The sequence below is a fragment of the Pseudomonas sp. 2957 genome, from assembly GCF_031456345.1.
Taxonomy (GTDB): domain Bacteria; phylum Pseudomonadota; class Gammaproteobacteria; order Pseudomonadales; family Pseudomonadaceae; genus Aquipseudomonas; species Aquipseudomonas siliginis.
The window spans coordinates 821,511-842,870 of the sequence record NZ_JAVDUL010000001.1 but is presented as its reverse complement, the minus strand read 5'-3'; the positions used below and the strand labels follow the sequence as shown (position 1 = coordinate 842,870).

Genomic DNA, 21,360 nt, shown 5'->3' with positions numbered 1-21,360 from the left:
CCTGCCCTGAAACACCCGGCCAAGGCAAGCCCCGAAATGCTCGCCAGCCCTAGAACATTTCATCTTTCGCCGCTTTGTCCAGCAGCAGCGCTGGCGGGGTAAAACGCTCGCCGTATTGCTCGGCCAGATACTGCGCGCGGGCGATGAAGTCCTCCAGGCCATACTGGTTGATGAACTGCAGCGCACCGCCGGTCCACGCGGCGAAACCGATGCCGAAGATCGAGCCGACGTTGGCATCCGCCGTCGAGGTCAGCACGCCCTCCTCCACGCAACGCACGGTTTCGATGGCCTGCACAAACAACAGCCGATCACGCACATCCTTCGCAGAGATCTGTCCGTCGGCCTTCTCGAAGCGCGTTTTCAGCTCCGGCCATAAATGCTTCTGGGCACCGGCTGGATACTCATAGAAACCGCCTCCGGCAGCTTTGCCCGGTCGCTTGAATTCATTGAGCATCAAGTCAATCACGGCGAAGGCCGGGTGCTCAATCAGCGGTTTCCCTTCAGCCTGTAGGTCCTTGGCCGTCTGTTGACGGATATGGCTCATCAGGCTGAGGGAAACTTCGTCGGAGATTGCCAGAGGCCCGACCGGCATCCCGGCCTTGCGCGCTTCGGTCTCGATCATCGGCGCACTGACACCCTCGCCGAGCATGGCGATGCCCTCGTTGGTGAATGTGCCGAAAACCCGCGAGGTAAAGAAGCCGCGACTGTCATTGACCACGATCGGAGTTTTCTTGATTTGCAGAACGAAGTCGAAACCGCGAGCGAGAGTTTCGTCGCTGGTCTGCTCGCCCTTGATGATTTCCACCAGCGGCATTTTTTCCACCGGACTGAAGAAATGCAGGCCGATGAATTTGCTTTGATCGGGCACGGCCGTCGCCAGGCCGGTGATCGGCAGGGTCGATGTGTTGGAGGCGATGACAGCGTCGCCACCCACCACCTGTTGCGCGGCGGCAGATACCTTGGCTTTGAGCTGGCGATCCTCGAACACCGCTTCGATGATCAGATCGCAACCGGCCAGATCGGCATCGCTTTCGCTCGCAACGATGCGCGCCAGCACCGCTTCGCGCTGTTCGGCAGTCATTTGGCCACGGGCAACTTTCTTGTCCAGCAGCGCTGCGGAATGCGCTTTGCCCTTCTCGGCTGCGGCAAGGTTGATGTCCTTGAGGACGACTTCGATACCGGCCGAGGCGCTGACAAACGCGATGCCCGCGCCCATCATTCCGGCGCCGAGCACGCCGACTTTCCGGGTTTTATAGGGCGCAAAACCTTGCGGTCTGGAACCGCCGGCGTTGATTTCGTTCAACTGGAACCAAAACGTGCCGATCAGGTTTTTCGAAATCTGCCCGGTCGTCAGCTCGGTGAAGTAGCGGGTTTCGATCAGGTGCGCGGTGTCGAAATCGACCTGAGCGCCCTCCACCGCCGCGCATAGAATCTTCTCCGGCGCCGGCAGGGTGCCTTGAGTTTTCGCGCGCAGGATCGACGGCGCAATCGCCAGCATCTGCGCCACTTTCGGGTTCGATGGCGTGCCGCCAGGAATCTGGTAACCCTTCACGTCCCAGCGCTGCACTGCCGTCGGATTGGCGAGAATCCACGCGCGCGCCTTGGCCAGCAGCTCATCGCGATTCGCTGCCAGGTCATCGATCAGCCCGGCCTGCAACGCCTGTTGCGGGCGCACCTTCTTGCCTTCAAGCAAGTACGGCAGGGCTTTTTCGATGCCGAGCATGCGCACCATGCGCACCACCCCGCCGCCGCCCGGCAACAGGCCCAGGGTCACTTCCGGCAGACCGAGTTGCACCGAAGCGTCATCAACAGCAATGCGGTGGTGACAGGCCAGACAGATCTCCCAGCCGCCGCCCAGCGCAGCGCCGTTGATCGCCGCAACCACCGGTTTACCGAGGGTTTCCAGGCTGCGCAATTGCGCCTTGAGGGTCAGCACCATGTCGTAGAAGGCTTTGGCTTCGGGCTTGCCAACCTTGATCAATTCATTGAGGTCGCCGCCGGCAAAAAAGGTTTTCTTCGCCGAGGTGATGATCACTCCGGCAATGCTGTCTTTCTCGGCCAGCAAGCGGGCAACGCAAGCGGCCATGGCCTCGCGATACACGGCGTTCATGGTGTTGGCGCTCTGGCCCGGCATGTCCATGGTCAGCACGACGATACCGTCCTGGCCTTTTTCGTAACGAATGGCTTCGCTCATAACAGGGTTCCTTGAAGTCGGGGCTCAGAGGCGTTCGATGATGGTGGCAATGCCCATGCCGCCGCCGACACACAGCGTCGCCAGGCCGTAGCGCAAGTTGCGCGCTTCCAGTTCATCAAGCAGGGTGCCGAGGATCGCGCAACCGGTGGCGCCCAGCGGGTGGCCCATGGCGATCGAGCCGCCGTTGACGTTGACCTTGCCCGGGTCGACGGCCATGTCCTTGATGAATTTCAACACCACCGAAGCAAACGCTTCGTTGACCTCGAACAGATCGATGTCCTCCACCCGCAGTCCGGCCTTGGCCAAGGCTTTGCGGGTCGCCGGCGCTGGGCCGGTGAGCATGATGGTCGGATCTGTGCTGGTGACGGCCGTGGCGACAATACGCGCGCGTGGCTGCAGCCCCAGCGCGCGGCCCTTGGCTTCGGAGCCGATGAGCATCAGCGCCGCACCGTCGACAATGCCGGAACTGTTGCCCGGCGTGTGCACGTGGTTGATCCGCTCGACATGGCTGTAGACCCGCAACGCCGTGGCGTCGAAGCCCATTTGCCCGATCATTTCGAAACTCGGCTTGAGCTTGCCCAGGCCCTCGAGGGTAGACTCGGCGCGGATGAACTCATCGTGGTCAAGCAGGATGATGCCGTTCTGATCCTGCACCGGCACCAGCGACTTGTTGAACGAGCCGTCGGCCCGCGCTCGTGCGGCTTTTTGCTGGGAGTGCAGTGCGTAGTCATCGACATCCTGCCGGCTGAAGCCTTCGAGGGTGGCGATCAGATCGGCGCCGACGCCCTGCGGGGTGAAATGGCTGTGCAGGTTGGTCTGCGGGTCCAGTGCCCAGGCGCCGCCATCGCTGCCCATCGGCACCCGCGACATCGACTCGACGCCGCCGACCACCACCAGATCCTCGAATCCTGAGCGCACTTTCATCGCGCCAAGATTCACCGCTTCCAGACCCGAAGCGCAGAAACGGTTGATCTGCACACCGGCGACGCTGACGTCCCAGTCGGCCACTTGCACCGCCGTCTTGGCGATGTCCGAACCTTGATCGCCGATCGGCGTGACGCAGCCGAGGACGACGTCATCGACCTGACTGGTATCCAGCGCGGTGCGCGCCTGCAAAGCGCTCAGCAAACCCGCCACCAGGTTGACCGGCTTCACGCTGTGCAGCGCGCCATCGGCCTTGCCTTTGCCACGCGGAGTGCGTAACGCATCGAAAATCAAAGCTTCAGTCATGACGTCCTCGAACCTGATTTATTGTCACTTCACTTTCGCCCTGCGCCGACTGGCAAGCAATGACCACATTGCTCAAAGCGCTTGACGCACACGCTCAGACGGACGGTCATCGGACCTCAGGTGAACCGGTTCAGGTCGTCGAGTTGTCTAGCCAGCGGGCGGCAAAGAAGCTGGCAATACGCCTCATGCCGTTTTAAAAGCTTTTTTCAAGATCCCCATATGAAATGGATCTAAGCGAAGAGTGACGCGGGCTCTAAGGTGAACATGTACGCCATCGTCGTCGGGTTTTGCCGAGACGGGCGTGCTTCAACAGGAAGTGCAACGCGTGCCGTCAGGGAAATGCAGTCAGGCATGCATCAGGAAATAACAATAAAGGCGGTCAAGCCATGTTCAAACAACCGAAAGTACGTCAAGCAGGACTCATTCTTTTCGCCACGACGCTGTTGTTGATCTTGCCGAATCTGACCAAGGTCATCGGCTGATTCAAACGTCGCGTGCTGTATATCGCCAATGAAAATGTGACTGGCCCGCTACCCGGGCCAGCGTGGTTGTGCCAACCTTTGCGCACTTCCTCGACATGGACGGCGATCATTTGAAAACGCTCATTGCGCTCGGTGCCTTGCTGCTGAGCTTGCCCTTGTCCGCCGCACAACTGGATCTGCAGTTGGGCGCAAACAGCCGCACCTGGCAGACCGAAGAGCTGCTCAAGCATCCTCAGCTGCAAACTCTCACGATCAACAATGATGTTTCCTATAAGAAGGACATGACCTATCAGGCCGTGCCGCTGGCCGCATTGCTGACGGGGGTCAAGCCGGAGGATCACTTGCAGGCGGTGGCGCTGGATGGCTTTGCCGCAGAGTTGGCCGCCGCGCCCTTGCTGAACAAGGACGGCGCGCGGGCATGGCTGGCGATCGAGGATCCGGCGCAGCCGTGGCCACCGCTGTCAGCCGGCAAGCACAGCGCCGGGCCGTTCTATCTGGTCTGGACCGATCCGCAGGCGGGCAATATCAGCCCCGAGCAGTGGCCGTTCGAAGTCGCCAGTATCAAGCTGATGGCGCCGGTGGCCCAACGCTTTCCTGCCCTGCTGCCCGATCCTGCCTTGAAGGCCGATGATCCGGTGAACCAGGGTTTTGCCCTGTTTCAAAAAAACTGCCTGGCCTGTCACCGGTTGAATGGTGCCGGAGACGCGCAGTTCGGTCCGGATCTGAATATTCCGTATAGCCCGACCGAGTATTTCGGGGCGGATTTCTTGAAGCGCTACATCCGCGATCCGCAGAGTTTGCGTCAGTGGCCGCAGGCGAAGATGCCGGGGTTTTCTGCTGAGGTATTGCCGGATACAGATCTTGAAATGCTGGTGGGCTATCTCAAGCATATGGCCGGGCGCAAAGTTAAGCCGTAAGCCTTAGGGTGTTATTACTGGCCTCTTCGCTGGCAAGCCAGCTCCCACAGGGTATGCGCAGAGTTCGAATCAGCGGTCATCCTGTGGGAGCTGGCTTGCCAGCGATAGCGGTATCCCGAATCTATTGTTGCTGCACGGAAATAACCGGTGTCGGCGAGACGAACACCTTGGCGTGCATCTGCTCGCAGCCGCCGCCCCGGCGCATGCCACGGACCGGGCAGGCATCGAGATAATCCAGGCCCACCGCCAGCTTCAGGTGTCGCTCAGGGCGCGCCAGCTGGTTGGTCACGTCGAAGCTGTACCACGCGTCATCCAGCCACGCTTCCGCCCAGGCATGGCTGGCCAGATGCTCGCAATCTTCGCTGTACAGATAACCCGACACGTAACGCGACGGCACGCCGAGACTGCGCGCGCAGGCTAGAAAGGCGTGGGCATGATCCTGACAGACCCCGGCCCGACCGGCGAAAGCTTCGGCGGCGCTGGTGTCGACTTCGGTAGAGCCCGGCGTGTAGCTCATGTGCTGATTCAGACCGTGCATCAAGTCGATCAGCGCGGTGCGGTCTCGCCGCTGCTTGCAGTTCTTCGCGGCAAACTCGCGCAAGGCTTCGTCGGCTTCGGTCAGGCGCGTGAAGCGCAGGAACGGCAGCGCCGACTGGCTCTCATGTTCGGCCTCGCGCAATTCATCGATATCGACCTGACCACGGGCGCCGATGATGATCGCTTCGTGCGGCTCGTCCATGGTCAGCACATGCAGGATGTTGCCAAACGGATCGAGCTGCGCACGCACCGGACGCGGCAAGTCGAGTTGCCAACTGAGGACATGCTGACGCTCGCTGTCGTGGGGTGTCAGGCGCAGGTACTGGATGCTCGCGCGCACCTGATCTTCGTAGTGATAGGTGGTCTCGTGGCTTATGGAAAGTCTCATGCAGCCTCCAGATAGGAACTGTGAATGGCGTTGCCCAACTGGCGCACCAGCGGGATGAATTCGGTCAGCCAGGCGTGCAGGCCTTCTTCGAGAATTTCGTTGATGCCGGTGTAACGCAGGCGCGCATCCATTTCCGCCGCCAGGCGTTGTGCCGGGCGGCCGTTGGCGCCGGGCAGTTGCGCGAGGATCTGGTCAATCTCTTCTGTACAGGCACGCAGCGAACGCGGCACATCGGCGCGCAACAGCAGCAATTCGGCGACATGCCGGGCGCCGGGCGCGTCGCGGTAGATTTCGGTGTAGGCCTCGAATGAGGACAAGGCCCGCAGCAGCGCACTCCATTGGTAATAGGCGTGCGCCGTGCCGTCGCTGACTGCTTCGGCCTGATCGCCGGCCATTTCGTAACGGGCATCAAGCAGGCGCAGCGTGTTGTCCGCGCGCTCGATAAACGTGCCCAGACGAATAAAGCGAAACGCGTCGTTGCGCATGATCGTGCCGTATGAGGCGCCACGAAACAGGTGCGAACGCTCCTTGATCCATTCGCAGAAACGGCTCATGCCATAGCGGCTCAGGCCCTGTTCGGCGATGCCACGAATTTCCAGCCAGGTCGCATTGATGTTTTCCCACATGTCGGCAGTGATTCGCCCGCGCACGGCATGGGCACTGGCCCGCGCTGCACCAAGGCAGCTGTAGATACTGGCCGGGTTGGCCGCGTCCAGTGCGAAGAAATGCAGCAAGCGTTCAGCGTGCAGGTCACCGTGGCGTTCAAGGTAATCGTCCAAGGTGCCGGTGATCAGCAACGGCATGGCGAGTTCATGCAGACCATCGCCGCGCCCGTCCTGCGGCATCAGCGACAGCGAATAGCTGATGTCGAGCATGCGCGCGAGATTCTCCGCACGCTCCAGGTAACGCGACATCCAGTACAGATCCGAGGCAGTTCTACTTAACATGGCAAGCTTCCTTCAATCCTCGACTACCCAGGTGTCCTTGGTCCCGCCGCCCTGGGAGGAGTTCACCACCAGGGAGCCTTCACGCAACGCGACACGGGTCAAACCGCCAGGCACCACACGGGTTTCGCGGCCGGACAGCACGAACGGACGCAAGTCGATATGGCGCGGCGCGATGCCGTTTTCGACAAAGGTCGGACAGGTCGACAGCGATAGTGTCGGTTGCGCAATGTAGGCATGGGGTTTGGCTTTGATGCGCTCGCGAAAGGCATCGATTTCCGCCGTCGTCGCGGCCGGTCCGACCAGCATCCCGTAACCGCCGGAGCCCTGGGTTTCCTTGACGACCAAATCCGCAAGATTGGCCAGTACGTGGGACAGCTCGGACGGGTTGCGGCATTGCCAGGTCGGCACGTTTTTCAGGATCGGCTCTTCGTCGAGGTAAAAACGGATCATGTCGGTGACAAACGGGTAAACCGATTTATCGTCCGCGACCCCGGTGCCGATGGCATTGGCCAGCACCACGTTGCCGGAGCGATAGGACGACAGCAGCCCCGGCACACCGAGCATCGAATCCGGGTTGAATGCCAGAGGATCGAGGAATGCGTCGTCGAGGCGCCGATAGATTACGTCGACCGCTTTCGGGCCATCGGTGGTGCGCATGAACACCTTGTCGTCACGCACGAACAGATCTGCGCCTTCCACCAGTTCAACGCCCATTTCCCGCGCCAGAAACGCATGTTCGAAGAACGCGCTGTTGAAGCGTCCCGGCGTCAGCACCACCACGCTGGGATTGTCGATCGGGCTCGAGCTTTTGAGAGTGTCGAGCAGAAGATTGGGATAGTGATCGATCGGGGCGATGCGCTGGGCGGAGAACAGTTCGGGGAACAGACGCATCATCATCTTGCGATCTTCGAGCATGTAGCTGACGCCGCTGGGTGTGCGCAGGTTGTCTTCGAGAACGTAATAAGTGCCATCGCCATCGCGTACCAGATCGACGCCGGAGATATGCGAGTAGATGTCGCGGTGCAGATCCAGGCCCTGCATTGCCAACTGGTATTGCTCGTTGGCCAGCACCTGTTCGGCGGGAATAATCCCGGCCTTGATGATGCGCTGCTCGTGGTAGAGGTCAGCGAGAAACATGTTCAACGCCTTGACCCGCTGGATGCAGCCGCGCTCGACAATCCGCCATTCACTGGCGGGAATGCTGCGGGGAATGGTGTCGAACGGAATCAGGCGCTCGGTGCCCTGCTCGTCGCCATAGAGCGTGAAGGTGATCCCGGCCCGGTGAAACAACAGATCGGCCTCGCGGCGGCGCTGCGCGAGCAGCTCGTCGGGCGTCTCGGCCAGCCAGCGGGCAAATTCCCGGTAATGCGGGCGGACCAGGCCACCGGCATCGTACATCTCGTCAAAATAGGTGCGGATCATGCCGTACTCCTTGTCACTCCGGACATACAGGCCTTCGCAAGGCCCGTGCCATCGGCATAAACGCTTTGATTTCAATCGGTTGTAGATCCACGCCGAACGCTGCGCACCATTCCTGTGCGGCAAATGCCCCGGCCCGATTGCCCCCGCTTCATTGCGACGCACTGCATCGCCTATCACCAGCATAGTCAGAGTTGATTTCACTGCCCGGCCGCGATTGCGGATAATCCGCGCATTCGCTGCAAAACTTCCCCGGCACGCCGTCGCGAAGTAGTCAGCTCAACTGATCTGAACTGCCTTGGCAGCCCCGTCCCGACAGGACTTTATTGCACACCCGTCTTCCCTTTTAGCCACCCTCTCCGGTGGCTTTTTTTTGCCCGGGATTCTTGTTTCAGGGTTTTGCCACTGCGATGTGCAGAAGCCAGAAACGACAACGGCCGACCCGAAGGTCAGCCGTTGCCCGACAAACAATGCGCAATATCAATTCAACCGGTAACGATTGCGCACCTCCTGCTTCACGCCCCAACCCTCGATAATGCCGCCCAGCGGTTCGACCACGGCAGAAAAGCCTTGCTCGAAATCGCCGATGTCGTCATAGGTTGCGTACATCACTTTGCTCAATTCCAGCGACCAGGCGCCGTCGTCGCGCGCACTGACCTGGGCATTGATGGATTCACCGCGAAATTTGCCTGCTGCCCTGCGCGCCCGCTCCTCGTCCGGGAAAATCGCGTAGAACTCGATGGGATGGAACCGGGAAAAATCGAAGCCGCCTTCTTTCATGCGGCGCAGAACGTTGCTGCTGATGTCTTCTTGATAGGCTGTGCTCATGAATCGTCCCCCTCGATTGATGGATAGACTTTCCGTATTCCCGCCCCGGGCCTTTTGGCCTAAGTACTACGGCAACGTGGTTGCGCGCGGGAAACAAGCATGTAGCTGACAAGACCAGACCTTAGCGATCCATTCGCTGATCTCGCTTGCAGAGTAGCCCCAAGAGAGCGCCGCTGCCAAGGCCTGGTTTACGAGATGACAGGAAGTGTTCAGACAGGGGTGATGCTGCGGATTTCGATGCCGTTCTGGGTCTTGAGGTTTTTCACCTCGGCATCGGTGGTGCGCCCTTGCAGGTCGTTGAGATCCAGCTGGGCGGCGACCGGAAGAAGCCGCTCCTTGATCAGCCGCGCGGCTTCATCATCGGACGGGCATTCCTCACGTTCGAAGACTTCATCAACAATTTCGCCGTGATCATCCACGAAAGTGACTTTCCACTTTTGCATCAGTGCCTCCTCGATCAACCCGTAAATGGGCTTACCTCTATCTCGACTTTTTTCCGCGATAGTTGGTTCAAAAGGATTACAGCCGCCAACGGTGAAAATAACCATCCGATCGATAGGGCGGACTCTGTGGCGAGGGGATTTATCCCCGTTCGGCTGCGCAGCAGTCGTAATGCCGTCCATTGCGGTTTAACGGAGACACCGCGCAGGCCGGTTCACGGATGCTGCGCATCCCAACGGGGATAGATCCCCTCGCCACAAAAGCTCCCTTGCAGAGCGACTTCAGAGTGATCAGTCGTTGCTTGGCTTGTTGACCGCTTGCAGCACGTATTGCGGCAAGGCGAACGCGCCGATGTGGATTTCCGGATTGTAGTAACGGGTGACGATGCCGCTGCCGATGAAGCGCTGTTGCAGGGTTTCACGGCTGAGCTTGCGGTAGGCCGGGTTGGTCGAGCCCCAGGCGAAGGTCATCGAGCCGCCGATGTAGGTCGGCACGGCGGCCTGGTAGAAGTGCCAGTCCGGGAACAGGCTGCGCAGGCGACCGGCGGTGGTTTTGACTTCGTCGATTTGCATGAACGGCGTGCCGTTCTGAGTCACGAGGATGCCGCCTTCGTTCAGGCAGCGGTGGCACGCCTGGTAGAAGTTCTCCGAGAACAGCACTTCGCCCGGGCCGATCGGGTCGGTGGAGTCGGAGATGATCACGTCGAATTTTTCAGTGGTGGTGGCGACGAAACGCATGCCGTCATCGATCACCAGGTTCAGGCGCGGATCGTCGTAGGCTCCGGCGGAATGGTTCGGCAGGAATTCCTTGCACATGTCGACCACAGTGCCGTCGATTTCGACCATGGTGATGTGCTCGACGCCGGCGTGTTTGGTCACTTCGCGCAACATGCCGCCGTCACCGCCGCCGATGATCAGCACGCGCTTGGCGGTGCCGTGAGCAAGGATCGGCACGTGGGTGAGCATTTCGTGGTAGATGAATTCGTCGGCCTCGGTGGTCTGGATCACGCCGTCCAGCGCCATCACCCGGCCCATGCGCGGGTTCTGGAAGATCACCAGATGCTGGTGTTCGGTGCGCACTTCGTGCAGCAGTTTTTCCATGCGAAAACGCTGGCCGTAGCCTTCGTAGAGGGTTTCCAGGTACTCGCTGGTCTTGGTGACGGTCATGGTCAAGTGCTCCGATAAATGCGCGGGCGCCATCGTGGGGACGATTGCCCGGGAAAGGCGCGCATTCTACGTTGCCGAAGATGACAGGTCGAACCTCCGGTTGTTTTTTACCAGCGCAAACCACTGTGGGAGCGAGCCTGCTCGCGAAAGCGGAGTATCAGTTGCCGGTGATGGCGACTGACACAACGTCTTCGCGAGCAGGCTCGCTCCCACAGGGATGACCGTGTGATCGAAAATCAGCTCAGATCCGGACGTTACCCCGTGGCCCGGCAATCGCCCAGATGATCAGGCCCAGCACCGGCAGGAGGATAATCAGCAACACCCAGACGATTTTCATCCCGGTGGAGGCGCCGCTTTTGAGCACATTGATGATGGCCCAGATATCGAGGGCAAGGATGATCAGGCCGATCAGACCGTTGAACGTGGAACCCATGGTGTCGCTCCAGAATAGTGGCATGCACTTTTAGGATAGACGGTCGCGCGCAGGGTTCCCTTTTATTGCGTTCAGACGTGAACGGCGACCTTCAAGGCTTCCAGCGCTGGCGCAGCGGCGATGCCAATCTCGGCGCATAACTCCAGCACGCGGGGCACATCGTTGCCGTAGACCAGGACCATTTGTAGCTCATCGTCGAGCAACTGGCTGAAGTTCATCAACGTGTAACCGCCGTTTTCCTTGTTCAGGCTGCTCATCTGCACCTGGATGCGGTTGAGTGCGGTCAGTGCTTCGGTCTTGGCCAGTTGTTTGGGCTTGAGGTTGAAATCCACACCGGGGCCAAACGAAGCAACGATTTGTGCGAACAGATCGACATAGGTATCGGCCTGGAACAGCACAGTTTCCGGCAGGCTGCCGACCACTACCCACTCACCCAGCGGGATCGGGAATGTGTCGTCGTAGTTGATGTCCGGATTGGCGGCCAGAAAAGCATTGGCATCGGCGTAGGCCTGCGCGGCTTCGTCGGCCACTTTCAGGATCTCGTCCTCGCCCATGCAGCCGGAGCTGATTTTGCTGATGAGTTCGACGAGTGCGGCTTTCATGAGGGCGGATCCTGTAGTGACAGTAGAATTTCGGGCGCGAAGAATAGCGCAGAAAAGCAAAAGATCGCAGCCTTCGGCAGCTCCTACAGGTCCTGCGTTCACTTGGCGAACGCATCAAGTGTAGGAGCTGCCGCAGGCTGCGATCTTTTGATCGTTTATCAGGCCAACAACTTTTCCAGCTGCGCAGTGGTATCGACTGCACCCATGGTCCGCGCCGCATCCAGCGCGGTCACGCCATTGGCGTCCTTGGCTCTCGGGTCAGCACCCTGGCCGATCAGGTAATCGACGATTTCAACGCGGTTGAACATCGCCGCCATCATCAGCGCCGTGCGGCCGTCGAAGGAAGAACCTTCAATTTCGGCGCCCGCCTCGACCAGCGCCTTGACCACCGCCAGATCGCCTTTGAACGCAGCGCCGGCAATCGGGCTCTGGCCGTTGCCATTGCGCATTTCCGGATCGGCTTTGTGTTTAAGCAGAACCTTCACCGCATCAACATGGCCGTAGTAGCTGGCGAGCATCAACAAGGTGTCGCCCTTGCTGTTTTTCAGGTTCACCGGCAGCCCGGCGGTGACCAGGCGATCAAGCATCTCGGCATCACCGTCGCGCGCCTTGTTGAAAACCTGCTCGGTGAATTCGGCAGCTTCTTCAGGGGTCATCTGGCGGCTTTGGTCAGACATGTGGCACTCCATTTCGGTCTATCGGAAGCCGACAGTTTCCCGAGCGCGACGGTGCCTGTCACTCGGTTTTTTCCGAGCGTCCCGATAGCCACGCTCAATACCGATGTTTGCCTTGTTGAATTTCAGCGAGGATTTGCTCACTGACATGCACATAAGTTTCGCTGCCCGGCAGCCAGGCGAAGATCGGGTCATCGCCCGTGAGGCCGGGATCGAAGCCTTCTGTTTTCAGGCGAGTCTTCTGGTACTTGAACGTGCCGGTGGTTTCCATTTTCACTTTCACCCGCAGGAACAACGGCACGGCATAAGCCGGCATACGTTGCCGAACGAAACTCAGCAATTCAGCGAAATCCAGCGTGGCCAAGGATTCCGCAGGAGTGATGGCGGCCATGCCGGCGCGCCCGTTGGTGTTGGGGATTTCGACACCGTAGGCCACAGCTTCAGCAATCAATGGATGTTGCAGCAACAGGTTTTCGACTTCGGTGGTCGACACGTTTTCACCCTTCCAGCGATACGTATCGCCGAGGCGATCAACAAATTGAGCATGGCCGAAACCGATGTTGCGCAGCAGGTCGCCGGTGTTGAAAAAGCGATCGCCCTTGTTGAACACATCGTGGAGGACGACGCGCGCGGTTTTCTGCGGATCGGTGTAACCGTCCAGCGGCGCTTTTTCGTCGATCCGCGCCAGCAGCAGGCCTTGCTCGCCCTTGCCGACCTTGCGCATGAAACCATCTTCGCCGCGCAACGGCTCGCCACTGTCATGGTCGTAAGCGACCAGTTCCCAGGCCATCAGGGAAAACCCGACGGTGTTGTCGAAATTGAGGATGTTGGTGAAACCGATGTTGCCGTCGCTGGCCGCGTACAGCTCACAGATATGCTCCACCGCAAAACGTGATTTGAACTCGGCCCAGGCACCAGGACGCAGGCCATTGCCGATCATCTTGCGCACATCGTGACGGCTGTCATCGACGCTGACCGGTTGCTCGACCAGGTAGCGGCACAATTCGCCAACATAGCCGATGGTGGTCGCGCGATAGCGGCGCACATCATTCCAGAACTGGCTGGCGCTGAATTTGCGGCGGATGGCGAAACCCGAGGCGCCGTTGATCGCCGATCCCCAACACACGCACAGACCTGTGGCGTGATACAGCGGCAAGGTGCAGTAAACGACATCATCCGGGCGCATATCGAGGGCGATCATGCCGAAGCTCGCCGAACTGCGCATCCACCGTCCGTGCTTGAAAACCCCGGCCTTGGGCAGACCGGTGGTGCCGGAGGTGTAGATGTAGAAACACGGATCGTAGAAGAATACTTGCGCGCTGCTCGGCGGGTTATCGCTGCTGGCGTCAGCACTGGCGCTGATCAGATTGACGTAATCCTCGGGCGCGATGCCCGGGTGGCTGTATGTGTCCTGATCAGCGACAAACCAGGTGCGGGGCGCTGCGATCGCTACCTGATCACGCACGCCGGCATAGGCAGCGGTCAGTTCTTCCCCGACCACGATGGCCACAGGCGCAACCAGATTGATGCTGTGAACAAGCGTGTCGCGCATCAATGAGGTGTTGAGCAGCGCACTGACCGCGCCGAGCTTGGCCAGCGCCAGGATTGTCACCAGTAATTCCGCACGGTTCTCGATGAACACCGCGACCACATCGCCTTTGCCGATACCTTGCTCGCTCAGATAATGCGCAATGCGATTGGCCCACTGGTTGACCTGTGTGTAGGTCAACGCCACGTCGCCCTGCAATAACGCCACACCATCGGGATTGCGCAGCGTCGCCTGCTCGAACGTCCAGCCCAGGCCACACGTTTGGGTCGGATCCGTGACGTTGGCCACCTTCATGCCTTTGACCACCCGGGGGATGGCCTTGGCGATCATCGGCAGTTTGCGGAGCATCATGCCCCAGGTAATCGTGTCGCTTGGTGCGTGACGCATGAAAGCTCCCCGTTCGATCTTGACGTGCAGACCGCTGTTCTTGTTATCGGGTAATGACTGCGACCGACGCGTTTACGCCGTGGGTCGAGAAGGAAAGTACGTCAGTGCTCGCGGGGCTGTACACGCGGTTTTTGCAATGATTTGTATCCCGTCGCGCCTCCGGGGAAGAGCGGATTCTGGTACGGACGTTTGGTTCCGTTGTACGGAGAAAAATCACGCAAAATGCAGGATGCACGATGGCAATTCATGCAGATTGCACGACGCCTGCAAAATGAACTACTTTCAACTTGTTGATTTTAAAGGGAATTTATTCGCATCAATACTGGCACAAACGCTGCAACTACCTCCGCATGCTTGCCATTCAAGTACATACGGAGCTGATGACATGAGCCTGATTCAAGAAAAATTTACATCGCTGTTCTCCAACTACGAAGTCAGCACTGCCCCGCGTCCTGACGGTGGCATCCTGCTCACACTGCGTAGCAGCGACGGCAAAGTCTTCAAACGCGCCCTCTCGTATCAGCAACTGCATGCCGGTGACCAACTGTCGTGGGCGATCAGCGCGATCCGCCGCGACCTGGCCGAACAAGCCAGCGAGCTGCCGCAAATTGCGATGCTGCAGAGCCAGCAGCGTTTTGCTCTGCCGACCTATCACTCGCTGTAATTGGCTTTAAACAAAAACAGGCCGTGGAGCATGCGCTTCACGGCCTGTTTTTATGTGCGCATGATTTTTGTAGGAGCTGCGGCACGCTGCGATCTTTTGATCTTGATTTCATGCGTAAATCGAAAGATTGCAGCCTCGTTTCACTCGACAGCTCCTACAGGGATGTGTGCAATGGTCAGAACGCTTCCGGTTCGATCCCGGTAAAGCTGTCCACCGTCACGTGTCCTGCCAACTCACCGCCTTCACGCGCCAGGCCACAGGTTTTCATGCCGGCTGACTGGGCAGCGTCGAGCTCTTCGACGATATCCGAGAGGAACAGGATTTCATCGGCTTCAACACCCACCGCCTGTTGAATGTTGCGGTAGGACTGCGCCTCACGCTTCGGCCCTGATGTGGTGTCGAAATAGCCGCTGAACAGCGGTGTCAGATCCCCCGCCTCCGAGCAACCGAAAATCAGTTTCTGCGCCTGGATCGAGCCGGATGAGTAAACAAACAGTTGATAACCGGCCGCATGCCAACGTTGCAGCGCTTCAACAGCATCCGGATAAACATGCCCTTTCAGCTGCCCGGCCTGATAGCCCTGCGCCCAGACCATGCCTTGCAACGCCTTGAGCGGCGTGGCTTTGCGGTCTTCAGCGATCCAGCTCAAGAGGATTTCAACAACCCGCTCGACATCGGCCTGCGGCTCGTTGCTGTCTCGGCGCACGGCGTCGAGCTGTTCGGCGACATCAGCACGCGAAGCGTTCTGGCGCACAAAGTCGGGCAAATGTTCGGCGGCGTAGGGAAACAGCACGTCGAAGACGAAACTCACCGCGCTGGTGGTGCCTTCGATGTCGGTGAGGATGGCTTTGATCGACACGGTTTCAGTCCTCCAGACGCGGGAAACGACCGGCGATGTCTTCGCCGGTGAAATTGGCAACCCAGCCTTCCGGGTTGTTGAACAGACGAATCGCCACGAAATGCGGATGCTCGCCCATGTCGAACCAGTGTTTGGTGCCGGCCGGAACCGAGATCAGGTCGTTCTTTTCACAGAGCACGGCGTAGACGTAATCGTCGATATGCAGGGTAAACAAGCCACGACCGGCGACGAAAAATCGCACTTCGTCTTCGCCATGGCGGTGCTCTTCGAGGAACTTGGCGCGCAGCTCGGCTTTTTGCGGATGATCACTGTTGAGGCTGATCACATCGACCGTAATGTAACCGCGCTCAGTCATCAGTTTGTCGATCTGCTCTTTATAAGCGCTGATGACCTCTTCCTGACTGGCGCCGGGCTGAATCTTCGCGGCGGCCTGCCAGCGGTCGAAACGCACGCCCTGCTCGGCCAGCGTCGAGGCGATATCTTCGAAATGGGTCAGCACCTTATTGGGAATCTCAGGGCTGGAAACGTGATAAACGGACAGGCTGCTCATGGGCAATTCCTCGGTAGCGGCGGCGCCGTCCGGCTCTTGAAGACCGGTCGGGCGCCGCATGGCATCAGGCAAACAGGCTGTTTCAGATGAACTCAGCCTTGGCGGTTCATGACGCTGCGGGTTTTCAACTCGCATTCAAACAGGAATTCAAAAGCCTCGATCTGCCGCAGCGCGTCGCTCATCTGCGCGCCCCATGTGTAGAGACCATGGCCGCGAATCAGATAACCGACGCAATCGGGATGGGCGTCGAGCCAAGGCTGCACCTTGGCGGCGAGGCGCGCAATGTCCTGATCGTTGTCGAAAATCGGCACACGCACCCGTGATTCATGGGTGGAAATACCGCTGAAGGCTTTTTGCAGTTCGTAGTCTTCGAACTCGATGAAATCTTCCGGGGTCAGGCGCGACAGCACCGTGGCATTCACCGAATGGGTGTGCAGCACCGCACCGATTTCCGCGCGCCAACTGTAGAGCTGGGTGTGCAGCAAGGTTTCGGCGGAGGGTTTCTTGCCCGGCTCCAGGCTATTGCCGGACAGATCGGTAGCGAGCACGTCATCCACACCCAACTGGCCCTTGTGCTTGCCCGATACGGTCAACAGCGCTTCGCTCGGCGACAGGCGTGTCGAATAGTTGCTGCTGGTGGCTGGCGACCAGCCACGGCCATATAGAAAACGCCCGGCGTCAACGATCTGCTGGGCGAGCTGTTCACGGCTAAGGCTCATGGCCTGTCCTCTTGCATACATGTGGCAATGATAACGGCAGCGGCAAGCGCTGCGAGACTGGCAATACTAAAGGTCAATGTTGCGCCGAGGGCATTCCAGCTGTAGCCGGAATACAGCGCGCCGAGCGCCCCGCCGGTGCCGGCCAGTGCCGCATACAGCGCCTGGCCCTGGCCTTGCTGGCGGGCGCCGAAACTACGTTGCACGAAAGCGATGGCAGCCGCATGAAAGCTGCCGAATGTCGCTGCATGCAACACCTGGGCGAACAACAACACCCAGAGAAACTCCGCAAACGAACCGAGCAGCACCCAACGCAACGCCGCCAGAAGGAAGCTCGCCAGCAGCACCCGGCGCAGGGAAAAGCGCGCCAGAATGCGGCTCATGGCCATGAACATCAGCACTTCCGCCACCACACCCACGGCCCAGAGCATACCGATGACGCCACGGCTGTAACCGAGGCGTTCAAGGTGCAAAGTCAGAAAGGTGTAATACGGCCCGTGGCTGACCTGCATCAGCGCGACGCAAGCATAAAACGCCAGCACGCCGGGATGACGCAATTGCTTGAGAAAGCCCTCACCCGCCGGCCGATTGCCTTGCGCGGGCTGCGCATTCGGCACCCACAGGCTGCTGAGAACGATACCGGCCATGATCAGCACCAGCGCAGCCGGGTAGATGTCCAGACTCAGCCATTCGAACAGCCGCCCCAGCACTACCACTGTGATGATGAAACCGATGGAGCCCCACAGGCGAATCTGGCTGTAGCGCGATGTTTGCCCCTGCAGATGCGCGAGGGTAATGACTTCGAACTGCGGCAGCACTGCATGCCAGAAGAACGCATGCAGGGCCATGACCATCGCCAGCCAGGCGTAGGTCTGGCTGACGAAAATCAGCGAAAAGGTCAGCAACGTGCACACCGCACCGAAGCGCACGATGGCCAGACGCCTGCCGGTGTAATCGCCGAGCCAGCCCCAGATGTTCGGCGCCACGCAGCGCATCAGCATCGGAATCGCCACCAGCTCGCCGATGCGTGCGGCGCTGAAGCCGAGGTGATCGAAGTACAGCGCCAGAAATGGCGCTGTCGATCCGAGCAAGGCGAAATAGAACAGATAGAAACTGGACAACCGCCAGTAAGGAAGCGCCGCCACGCCGGTTATGCCGCGACGGCTTTGAGCGCGGCCATCAGAGCTGGCCCAGCACCGGCGTGCTCACGCGCACATCGGCGTTCTGCCCACGGTGGCGCAGCAGGTGATCCATCAGCACGATGGCCATCATCGCTTCGGCGATCGGCGTCGCGCGGATGCCGACGCATGGGTCGTGACGACCCTTGGTGATCACGTCGACCGGGTTGCCATTCACGTCGATCGAGCGGCCCGGGGTGGTGATGCTCGAGGTCGGTTTCAATGCCAGATGCGCAACGATTGGCTGGCCGGACGAGATGCCACCGAGGATGCCGCCGGCGTTGTTGCTGAGGAATCCTTCCGGCGTCAGTTCATCGCGGTGTTCGGTACCACGCTGGGCGACACAGGCGAACCCGGCGCCGATCTCCACGCCTTTGACCGCGTTGATGCTCATCAGCGCGTGGGCCAGTTCGGCGTCGAGGCGGTCGAAAATCGGTTCGCCAAGACCCGGCATCACGCCTTCGGCGACCACGGTGATCTTCGCCCCGACCGAGTCCTGATCGCGGCGCAACTGGTCCATGTACGCTTCCAGCTCCGGGACCTTGTCCGGGTCAGGACTGAAAAAGGCGTTTTCTTCGACCGAATCCCAGGTCTTGAACGGAATTTCGATCGGGCCGAGCTGGCTCATGTAACCGCGAATGACGATGCCCTGACTGGCCAGATACTTCTTGGCGATCGCACCGGCCGCCACGCGCATGGCGGTTTCCCGCGCGGAACTGCGGCCACCGCCGCGATAATCGCGTTCGCCGTATTTATGGTGATAGGTGTAGTCGGCGTGAGCCGGGCGGAACAGGTCCTTGATCGCCGAGTAGTCCTTGGACTTCTGGTCGGTATTGCGAATCAGCAGGCCGATCGAGCAACCGGTGGTGCGGCCCTCGAACACGCCGGAGAGGATTTCGACTTCATCGGCTTCCTGGCGCTGGGTGGTGTGGCGGCTGGTGCCAGGCTTGCGGCGATCGAGGTCGCGCTGCAGATCTTCCAGGGAAATCTCCAGGCCCGGCGGGCAGCCGTCGACAATGGCGACCAACGCCGGACCATGGCTTTCGCCAGCGGTGGTGACAGTGAACAACTTGCCGTAGGTATTGCCGGACATGCAGGACGCTCCGTGAAATCAAACCCGAATTCTTGATGCGCGCCAGTATACGCAGGCTAACCGAGTAGTTCATCCTCGAACCTTAGTGGTGCTGGCGAGTCCAACCGGCACCTTGACCAATGATGGCGTGATGATGCTGCGAGTTCTGATCTTGAGTCTTACCCTCTTTACCGGCTTTGCCCAAGCGACAGTCCTACAGCGCCCGGTCACTCTGGACACCGGCAGCGGCGAACTTTTCGGTTCGCTGTTACTGCCCAAGTCCGACAGCCCGGTGCCGATTGTTCTGATGATTTCTGGCTCGGGTCCTACAGATCGCGATGGAAACAACCCCGACGGCGGGCGTAACGACAGCCTCAAGCGCTTGGCCTGGGTGCTGGCCAAACACAACATCGCCAGCGTGCGCTACGACAAGCGTGGCGTTGCGGCAAGCCTGGCGGCCGCTCCCGATGAACGTGATTTGTCTGTAGAAGGCTATGCGGCGGACGCCGTGGCGTGGGGGCAGAAGCTCAAGGCCGATCCGCGTTTCGGCAAACTGATTCTGCTCGGCCACAGCGAAGGCGCGCTGATTGCCAGCCTCGCCGCGCCGAAGCTGGACGCAGCGGCGGTGATCTCGCTGTCCGGCAGCGCGCGCCCGGTCGACCAGGTCATCCGCGAACAGTTGGCGCGCAGCCTGCCGCCACCACTGATGCTGCGCAGCAACGAACTGCTCGACAGCCTCAAGGCCGGCCACACCGATGACAACGTGCCGCAACCGTTGCAGGTGATCTTTCGCCCGAGCGTGCAGCCGTACCTGATTTCGCTGTTCCGTCAGGACCCGGCGCAAGCCTTTGCCCAGCTGAAAATGCCGGCGCTGATTGTCCAGGGCAGCAACGACATTCAGGTCGGCACCGAGGACGCGAAGCTGCTCAAGGCGGCGAAACCGGACGCGCAACTGACAGTGATCGACGGTATGAATCACGTGCTGCGCATCGTCCACAACGACATGAAGCGGCAATTGGCCTCCTACAAGGACCCGAATTTGCCCCTGGCCGCCGAACTGGGCGCCGCCGTCATCGAATTTATTGACGGAATTCGTGCAAGTTAACTGCGTTTTACCCTCCAGCCTCACAGAAAACGGCCGATAAGCCTTTGTCGCCAGCGCAACGTCTGGCGGCAAGCAGGGCTTGGACAGGATCTCGCCGTTATGACTGAAACCCAGACTTCAACTGATACCAGCGCTGAAAAAGACGCACCGCCAGCGGTCGAACTGCCGTGGGCGGACGTTCAGGCCGAGCACCACAAGATGCTCCGCCTGGCGCCGCTGCAGACCGACCGCAACACCGGTGGCCGGCCGTTGCGCTTTGTCGAATTCGGTTACGCCGAGCGCAACAGCAAAGAGCGCAGCCTGATGCGCATGGCGATCAAGCTGCCCAACCAGCGTGTGCGCAAAGAACAAAATCATCTTGATGTGTGGGTCGACCACGCGAGCAAACGTGTGAGTTTCGGTCCCGACAGTGGCTTGCAGGTCGAACCGCTGAATCGCGGCATTGGTCGTTTCATGGCCGCGCAAGGCATCAATTGGGCGAAAAAGCGCTGGCCCGGCTATACCGTCGACGGCATCGACCTGAACAACAAGGATGCGCTCAACGAAGACACTCGCTTGCGCCGCGACCATTTCCTGCGCGTGCACGGTTTCGATGTGGCTTACGCCGATGCCCAGCATTTGAAAGGCAGCATCAAGGCTGTGCAGGTCGGTGACCTGCTGGGTGACTGGAACAGCGAAAAACTGCAGATCGTCGAGATTCTTGAAGCCGCGCAGATGCTGCAGCAGGCCGAACAGAATCTGGCTGAGCAGGAAGTGAAACTGAAGAAGCAGGAAGAGAAAGTCAGCAAGTTCAAGCGTGAAGACGCCGGGTTGCGCTTCACCATTACGTGTCTGGTGGCGTTTGCGGTGTTTCAGGCGGGGTTGTTGATCTGGATTGCTACGCACCGCTGAGGGCTTGAGCGCGTACTGATCGTTCCCATGCTCTGCGTGGGAATGCAGCCCGGGACGCTCCGCATCCCAAAAGCGGACGCAGAGCGTCCATTGATGCATTCCCACGCGGAGCGTGGGAACGATCTGTCACA

At 59.8% G+C, this 21,360-nt stretch carries 21 protein-coding genes; 4 read left to right on the top strand and 17 right to left on the bottom strand.

What is annotated here, in order from left to right; translation table 11 throughout:
• Window positions 1-49 precede the first annotated feature (49 nt).
• Together J2Y39_RS03890 and J2Y39_RS03885 are read right to left on the bottom strand one after the other, a co-directional pair.
• Complete coding sequence (locus J2Y39_RS03890; protein ID WP_310215214.1) at window positions 50-2,194, bottom strand: 3-hydroxyacyl-CoA dehydrogenase NAD-binding domain-containing protein; 2,145 nt, start codon at window positions 2,192-2,194, stop codon at window positions 50-52.
• Window positions 2,195-2,218: 24 nt separating this feature from the next.
• Window positions 2,219-3,424: an acetyl-CoA C-acetyltransferase gene (locus tag J2Y39_RS03885; protein ID WP_252877747.1), complete on the bottom strand. Its 1,206-nt coding sequence runs from the start codon at window positions 3,422-3,424 to the stop codon at window positions 2,219-2,221.
• 577 nt (window positions 3,425-4,001) lie between these two features.
• Here J2Y39_RS03885 and J2Y39_RS03880 point away from each other — a divergent pair.
• The gene (locus tag J2Y39_RS03880) at window positions 4,002-4,823 is read left to right on the top strand and encodes a cytochrome c (protein WP_252878162.1); all 822 of its coding nucleotides are present in this window, start codon (window positions 4,002-4,004) and stop codon (window positions 4,821-4,823) included.
• A 121-nt stretch (window positions 4,824-4,944) separates the two neighbouring features.
• Here J2Y39_RS03880 and J2Y39_RS03875 read toward each other — a convergent pair whose 3' ends face one another.
• The 10 genes from J2Y39_RS03875 to J2Y39_RS03830 form a co-directional block, all read right to left on the bottom strand.
• Window positions 4,945-5,748, bottom strand: coding sequence for a transglutaminase family protein (locus J2Y39_RS03875; RefSeq protein WP_056784068.1), 804 nt, complete (start codon window positions 5,746-5,748; stop codon window positions 4,945-4,947).
• A complete protein-coding gene (locus tag J2Y39_RS03870) occupies window positions 5,745-6,695 on the bottom strand; it encodes an alpha-E domain-containing protein (protein ID WP_016773788.1) in 951 nt (316 codons plus the stop codon). Before J2Y39_RS03870 ends, J2Y39_RS03875 begins: the two co-directional genes overlap by 4 nt.
• Before the next feature lie 12 nt (window positions 6,696-6,707).
• Window positions 6,708-8,117, bottom strand: coding sequence for a circularly permuted type 2 ATP-grasp protein (locus tag J2Y39_RS03865; protein ID WP_056784066.1), 1,410 nt, complete (start codon window positions 8,115-8,117; stop codon window positions 6,708-6,710).
• Window positions 8,118-8,594: 477 nt separating this feature from the next.
• Entirely contained in the window at window positions 8,595-8,942 is a 348-nt protein-coding gene (locus J2Y39_RS03860; protein WP_003223226.1) for a ribonuclease E inhibitor RraB, read from the bottom strand.
• Between the two features lie 209 nt (window positions 8,943-9,151).
• Window positions 9,152-9,385, bottom strand: a complete 234-nt coding sequence (locus J2Y39_RS03855; protein WP_252877746.1) for a hypothetical protein — start codon at window positions 9,383-9,385, stop codon at window positions 9,152-9,154.
• A 288-nt stretch (window positions 9,386-9,673) separates the two neighbouring features.
• On the bottom strand, window positions 9,674-10,549 hold the full coding sequence (speE, locus tag J2Y39_RS03850) for a polyamine aminopropyltransferase (protein ID WP_016773785.1): 876 nt from the start codon (window positions 10,547-10,549) through the stop codon (window positions 9,674-9,676).
• Window positions 10,550-10,790: 241 nt separating this feature from the next.
• The gene (locus J2Y39_RS03845) at window positions 10,791-10,982 is read right to left on the bottom strand and encodes a PLDc N-terminal domain-containing protein (RefSeq protein ID WP_016773784.1); all 192 of its coding nucleotides are present in this window, start codon (window positions 10,980-10,982) and stop codon (window positions 10,791-10,793) included.
• Between the two features lie 71 nt (window positions 10,983-11,053).
• On the bottom strand, window positions 11,054-11,584 hold the full coding sequence (locus J2Y39_RS03840) for a hypothetical protein (protein ID WP_150741360.1): 531 nt from the start codon (window positions 11,582-11,584) through the stop codon (window positions 11,054-11,056).
• Between the two features lie 158 nt (window positions 11,585-11,742).
• Window positions 11,743-12,261 carry an ankyrin repeat domain-containing protein gene (locus J2Y39_RS03835; protein WP_056784059.1) on the bottom strand — a complete coding sequence of 173 codons (519 nt, stop codon included), beginning with the start codon at window positions 12,259-12,261 and terminating at the stop codon, window positions 11,743-11,745.
• Between the two features lie 94 nt (window positions 12,262-12,355).
• Window positions 12,356-14,194 (bottom strand): long-chain-acyl-CoA synthetase, encoded by a 1,839-nt coding sequence (locus J2Y39_RS03830; RefSeq protein WP_310215208.1) that lies wholly within the window; start codon window positions 14,192-14,194, stop codon window positions 12,356-12,358.
• 385 nt (window positions 14,195-14,579) lie between these two features.
• Between J2Y39_RS03830 and J2Y39_RS03825 the strand changes: the two genes are divergently transcribed.
• A complete protein-coding gene (locus J2Y39_RS03825) occupies window positions 14,580-14,858 on the top strand; it encodes a DUF3509 domain-containing protein (RefSeq protein ID WP_016773780.1) in 279 nt (92 codons plus the stop codon).
• 175 nt (window positions 14,859-15,033) lie between these two features.
• On the opposite strand, the gene mtnC is transcribed toward J2Y39_RS03825, so the two are convergent.
• From mtnC to aroC, 5 genes are all read right to left on the bottom strand, one after another.
• Window positions 15,034-15,717: an acireductone synthase gene (gene mtnC / locus J2Y39_RS03820; RefSeq protein WP_056784055.1), complete on the bottom strand. Its 684-nt coding sequence runs from the start codon at window positions 15,715-15,717 to the stop codon at window positions 15,034-15,036.
• Between the two features lie 4 nt (window positions 15,718-15,721).
• Window positions 15,722-16,267 carry an acireductone dioxygenase gene (locus tag J2Y39_RS03815; protein ID WP_038861971.1) on the bottom strand — a complete coding sequence of 182 codons (546 nt, stop codon included), beginning with the start codon at window positions 16,265-16,267 and terminating at the stop codon, window positions 15,722-15,724.
• A gap of 92 nt (window positions 16,268-16,359) precedes the next feature.
• Window positions 16,360-16,986, bottom strand: coding sequence for a methylthioribulose 1-phosphate dehydratase (locus J2Y39_RS03810; protein ID WP_024012225.1), 627 nt, complete (start codon window positions 16,984-16,986; stop codon window positions 16,360-16,362).
• Window positions 16,983-18,128, bottom strand: coding sequence for an MFS transporter (locus J2Y39_RS03805; protein ID WP_073472596.1), 1,146 nt, complete (start codon window positions 18,126-18,128; stop codon window positions 16,983-16,985). Before J2Y39_RS03805 ends, J2Y39_RS03810 begins: the two co-directional genes overlap by 4 nt.
• A gap of 34 nt (window positions 18,129-18,162) precedes the next feature.
• The gene (aroC, locus tag J2Y39_RS03800; protein ID WP_024012223.1) at window positions 18,163-19,254 is read right to left on the bottom strand and encodes a chorismate synthase; all 1,092 of its coding nucleotides are present in this window, start codon (window positions 19,252-19,254) and stop codon (window positions 18,163-18,165) included.
• 130 nt (window positions 19,255-19,384) lie between these two features.
• On the opposite strand from aroC, the gene J2Y39_RS03795 reads away from it, so the two are divergent.
• Both J2Y39_RS03795 and J2Y39_RS03790 read left to right on the top strand, forming a co-directional pair.
• Window positions 19,385-20,338 (top strand): alpha/beta hydrolase, encoded by a 954-nt coding sequence (locus J2Y39_RS03795; protein ID WP_041479390.1) that lies wholly within the window; start codon window positions 19,385-19,387, stop codon window positions 20,336-20,338.
• A gap of 99 nt (window positions 20,339-20,437) precedes the next feature.
• Entirely contained in the window at window positions 20,438-21,229 is a 792-nt protein-coding gene (locus J2Y39_RS03790; RefSeq protein ID WP_071171526.1) for a hypothetical protein, read from the top strand.
• The last annotated feature ends 131 nt before the right edge of the window (window positions 21,230-21,360 follow it).

Excerpts from the sequence above, each read along its gene's own strand:
- J2Y39_RS03885 (WP_252877747.1), bottom strand. The coding sequence starts at position 3,424 with ATGACTGAAGCTTTGATTTTCGATGCGTTACGCACTCCGCGTGGCAAA.
- J2Y39_RS03795 (WP_041479390.1), top strand. The coding sequence starts at position 19,385 with ATGATGCTGCGAGTTCTGATCTTGAGTCTTACCCTCTTTACCGGCTTT.
- J2Y39_RS03810 (WP_024012225.1), bottom strand. The coding sequence starts at position 16,986 with ATGAGCCTTAGCCGTGAACAGCTCGCCCAGCAGATCGTTGACGCCGGG.
- J2Y39_RS03830 (WP_310215208.1), bottom strand. The coding sequence starts at position 14,194 with ATGCGTCACGCACCAAGCGACACGATTACCTGGGGCATGATGCTCCGC.
- J2Y39_RS03835 (WP_056784059.1), bottom strand. The coding sequence starts at position 12,261 with ATGTCTGACCAAAGCCGCCAGATGACCCCTGAAGAAGCTGCCGAATTC.
- J2Y39_RS03875 (WP_056784068.1), bottom strand. The coding sequence starts at position 5,748 with ATGAGACTTTCCATAAGCCACGAGACCACCTATCACTACGAAGATCAG.
- speE (WP_016773785.1), bottom strand. The coding sequence starts at position 10,549 with ATGACCGTCACCAAGACCAGCGAGTACCTGGAAACCCTCTACGAAGGC.
- J2Y39_RS03860 (WP_003223226.1), bottom strand. The coding sequence starts at position 8,942 with ATGAGCACAGCCTATCAAGAAGACATCAGCAGCAACGTTCTGCGCCGC.
- J2Y39_RS03845 (WP_016773784.1), bottom strand. The coding sequence starts at position 10,982 with ATGGGTTCCACGTTCAACGGTCTGATCGGCCTGATCATCCTTGCCCTC.
- J2Y39_RS03840 (WP_150741360.1), bottom strand. The coding sequence starts at position 11,584 with ATGAAAGCCGCACTCGTCGAACTCATCAGCAAAATCAGCTCCGGCTGC.
- J2Y39_RS03790 (WP_071171526.1), top strand. The coding sequence starts at position 20,438 with ATGACTGAAACCCAGACTTCAACTGATACCAGCGCTGAAAAAGACGCA.
- J2Y39_RS03825 (WP_016773780.1), top strand. The coding sequence starts at position 14,580 with ATGAGCCTGATTCAAGAAAAATTTACATCGCTGTTCTCCAACTACGAA.
- J2Y39_RS03880 (WP_252878162.1), top strand. The coding sequence starts at position 4,002 with ATGGACGGCGATCATTTGAAAACGCTCATTGCGCTCGGTGCCTTGCTG.
- J2Y39_RS03865 (WP_056784066.1), bottom strand. The coding sequence starts at position 8,117 with ATGATCCGCACCTATTTTGACGAGATGTACGATGCCGGTGGCCTGGTC.
- J2Y39_RS03870 (WP_016773788.1), bottom strand. The coding sequence starts at position 6,695 with ATGTTAAGTAGAACTGCCTCGGATCTGTACTGGATGTCGCGTTACCTG.
- J2Y39_RS03815 (WP_038861971.1), bottom strand. The coding sequence starts at position 16,267 with ATGAGCAGCCTGTCCGTTTATCACGTTTCCAGCCCTGAGATTCCCAAT.
- J2Y39_RS03855 (WP_252877746.1), bottom strand. The coding sequence starts at position 9,385 with ATGCAAAAGTGGAAAGTCACTTTCGTGGATGATCACGGCGAAATTGTT.
- aroC (WP_024012223.1), bottom strand. The coding sequence starts at position 19,254 with ATGTCCGGCAATACCTACGGCAAGTTGTTCACTGTCACCACCGCTGGC.
- J2Y39_RS03890 (WP_310215214.1), bottom strand. The coding sequence starts at position 2,194 with ATGAGCGAAGCCATTCGTTACGAAAAAGGCCAGGACGGTATCGTCGTG.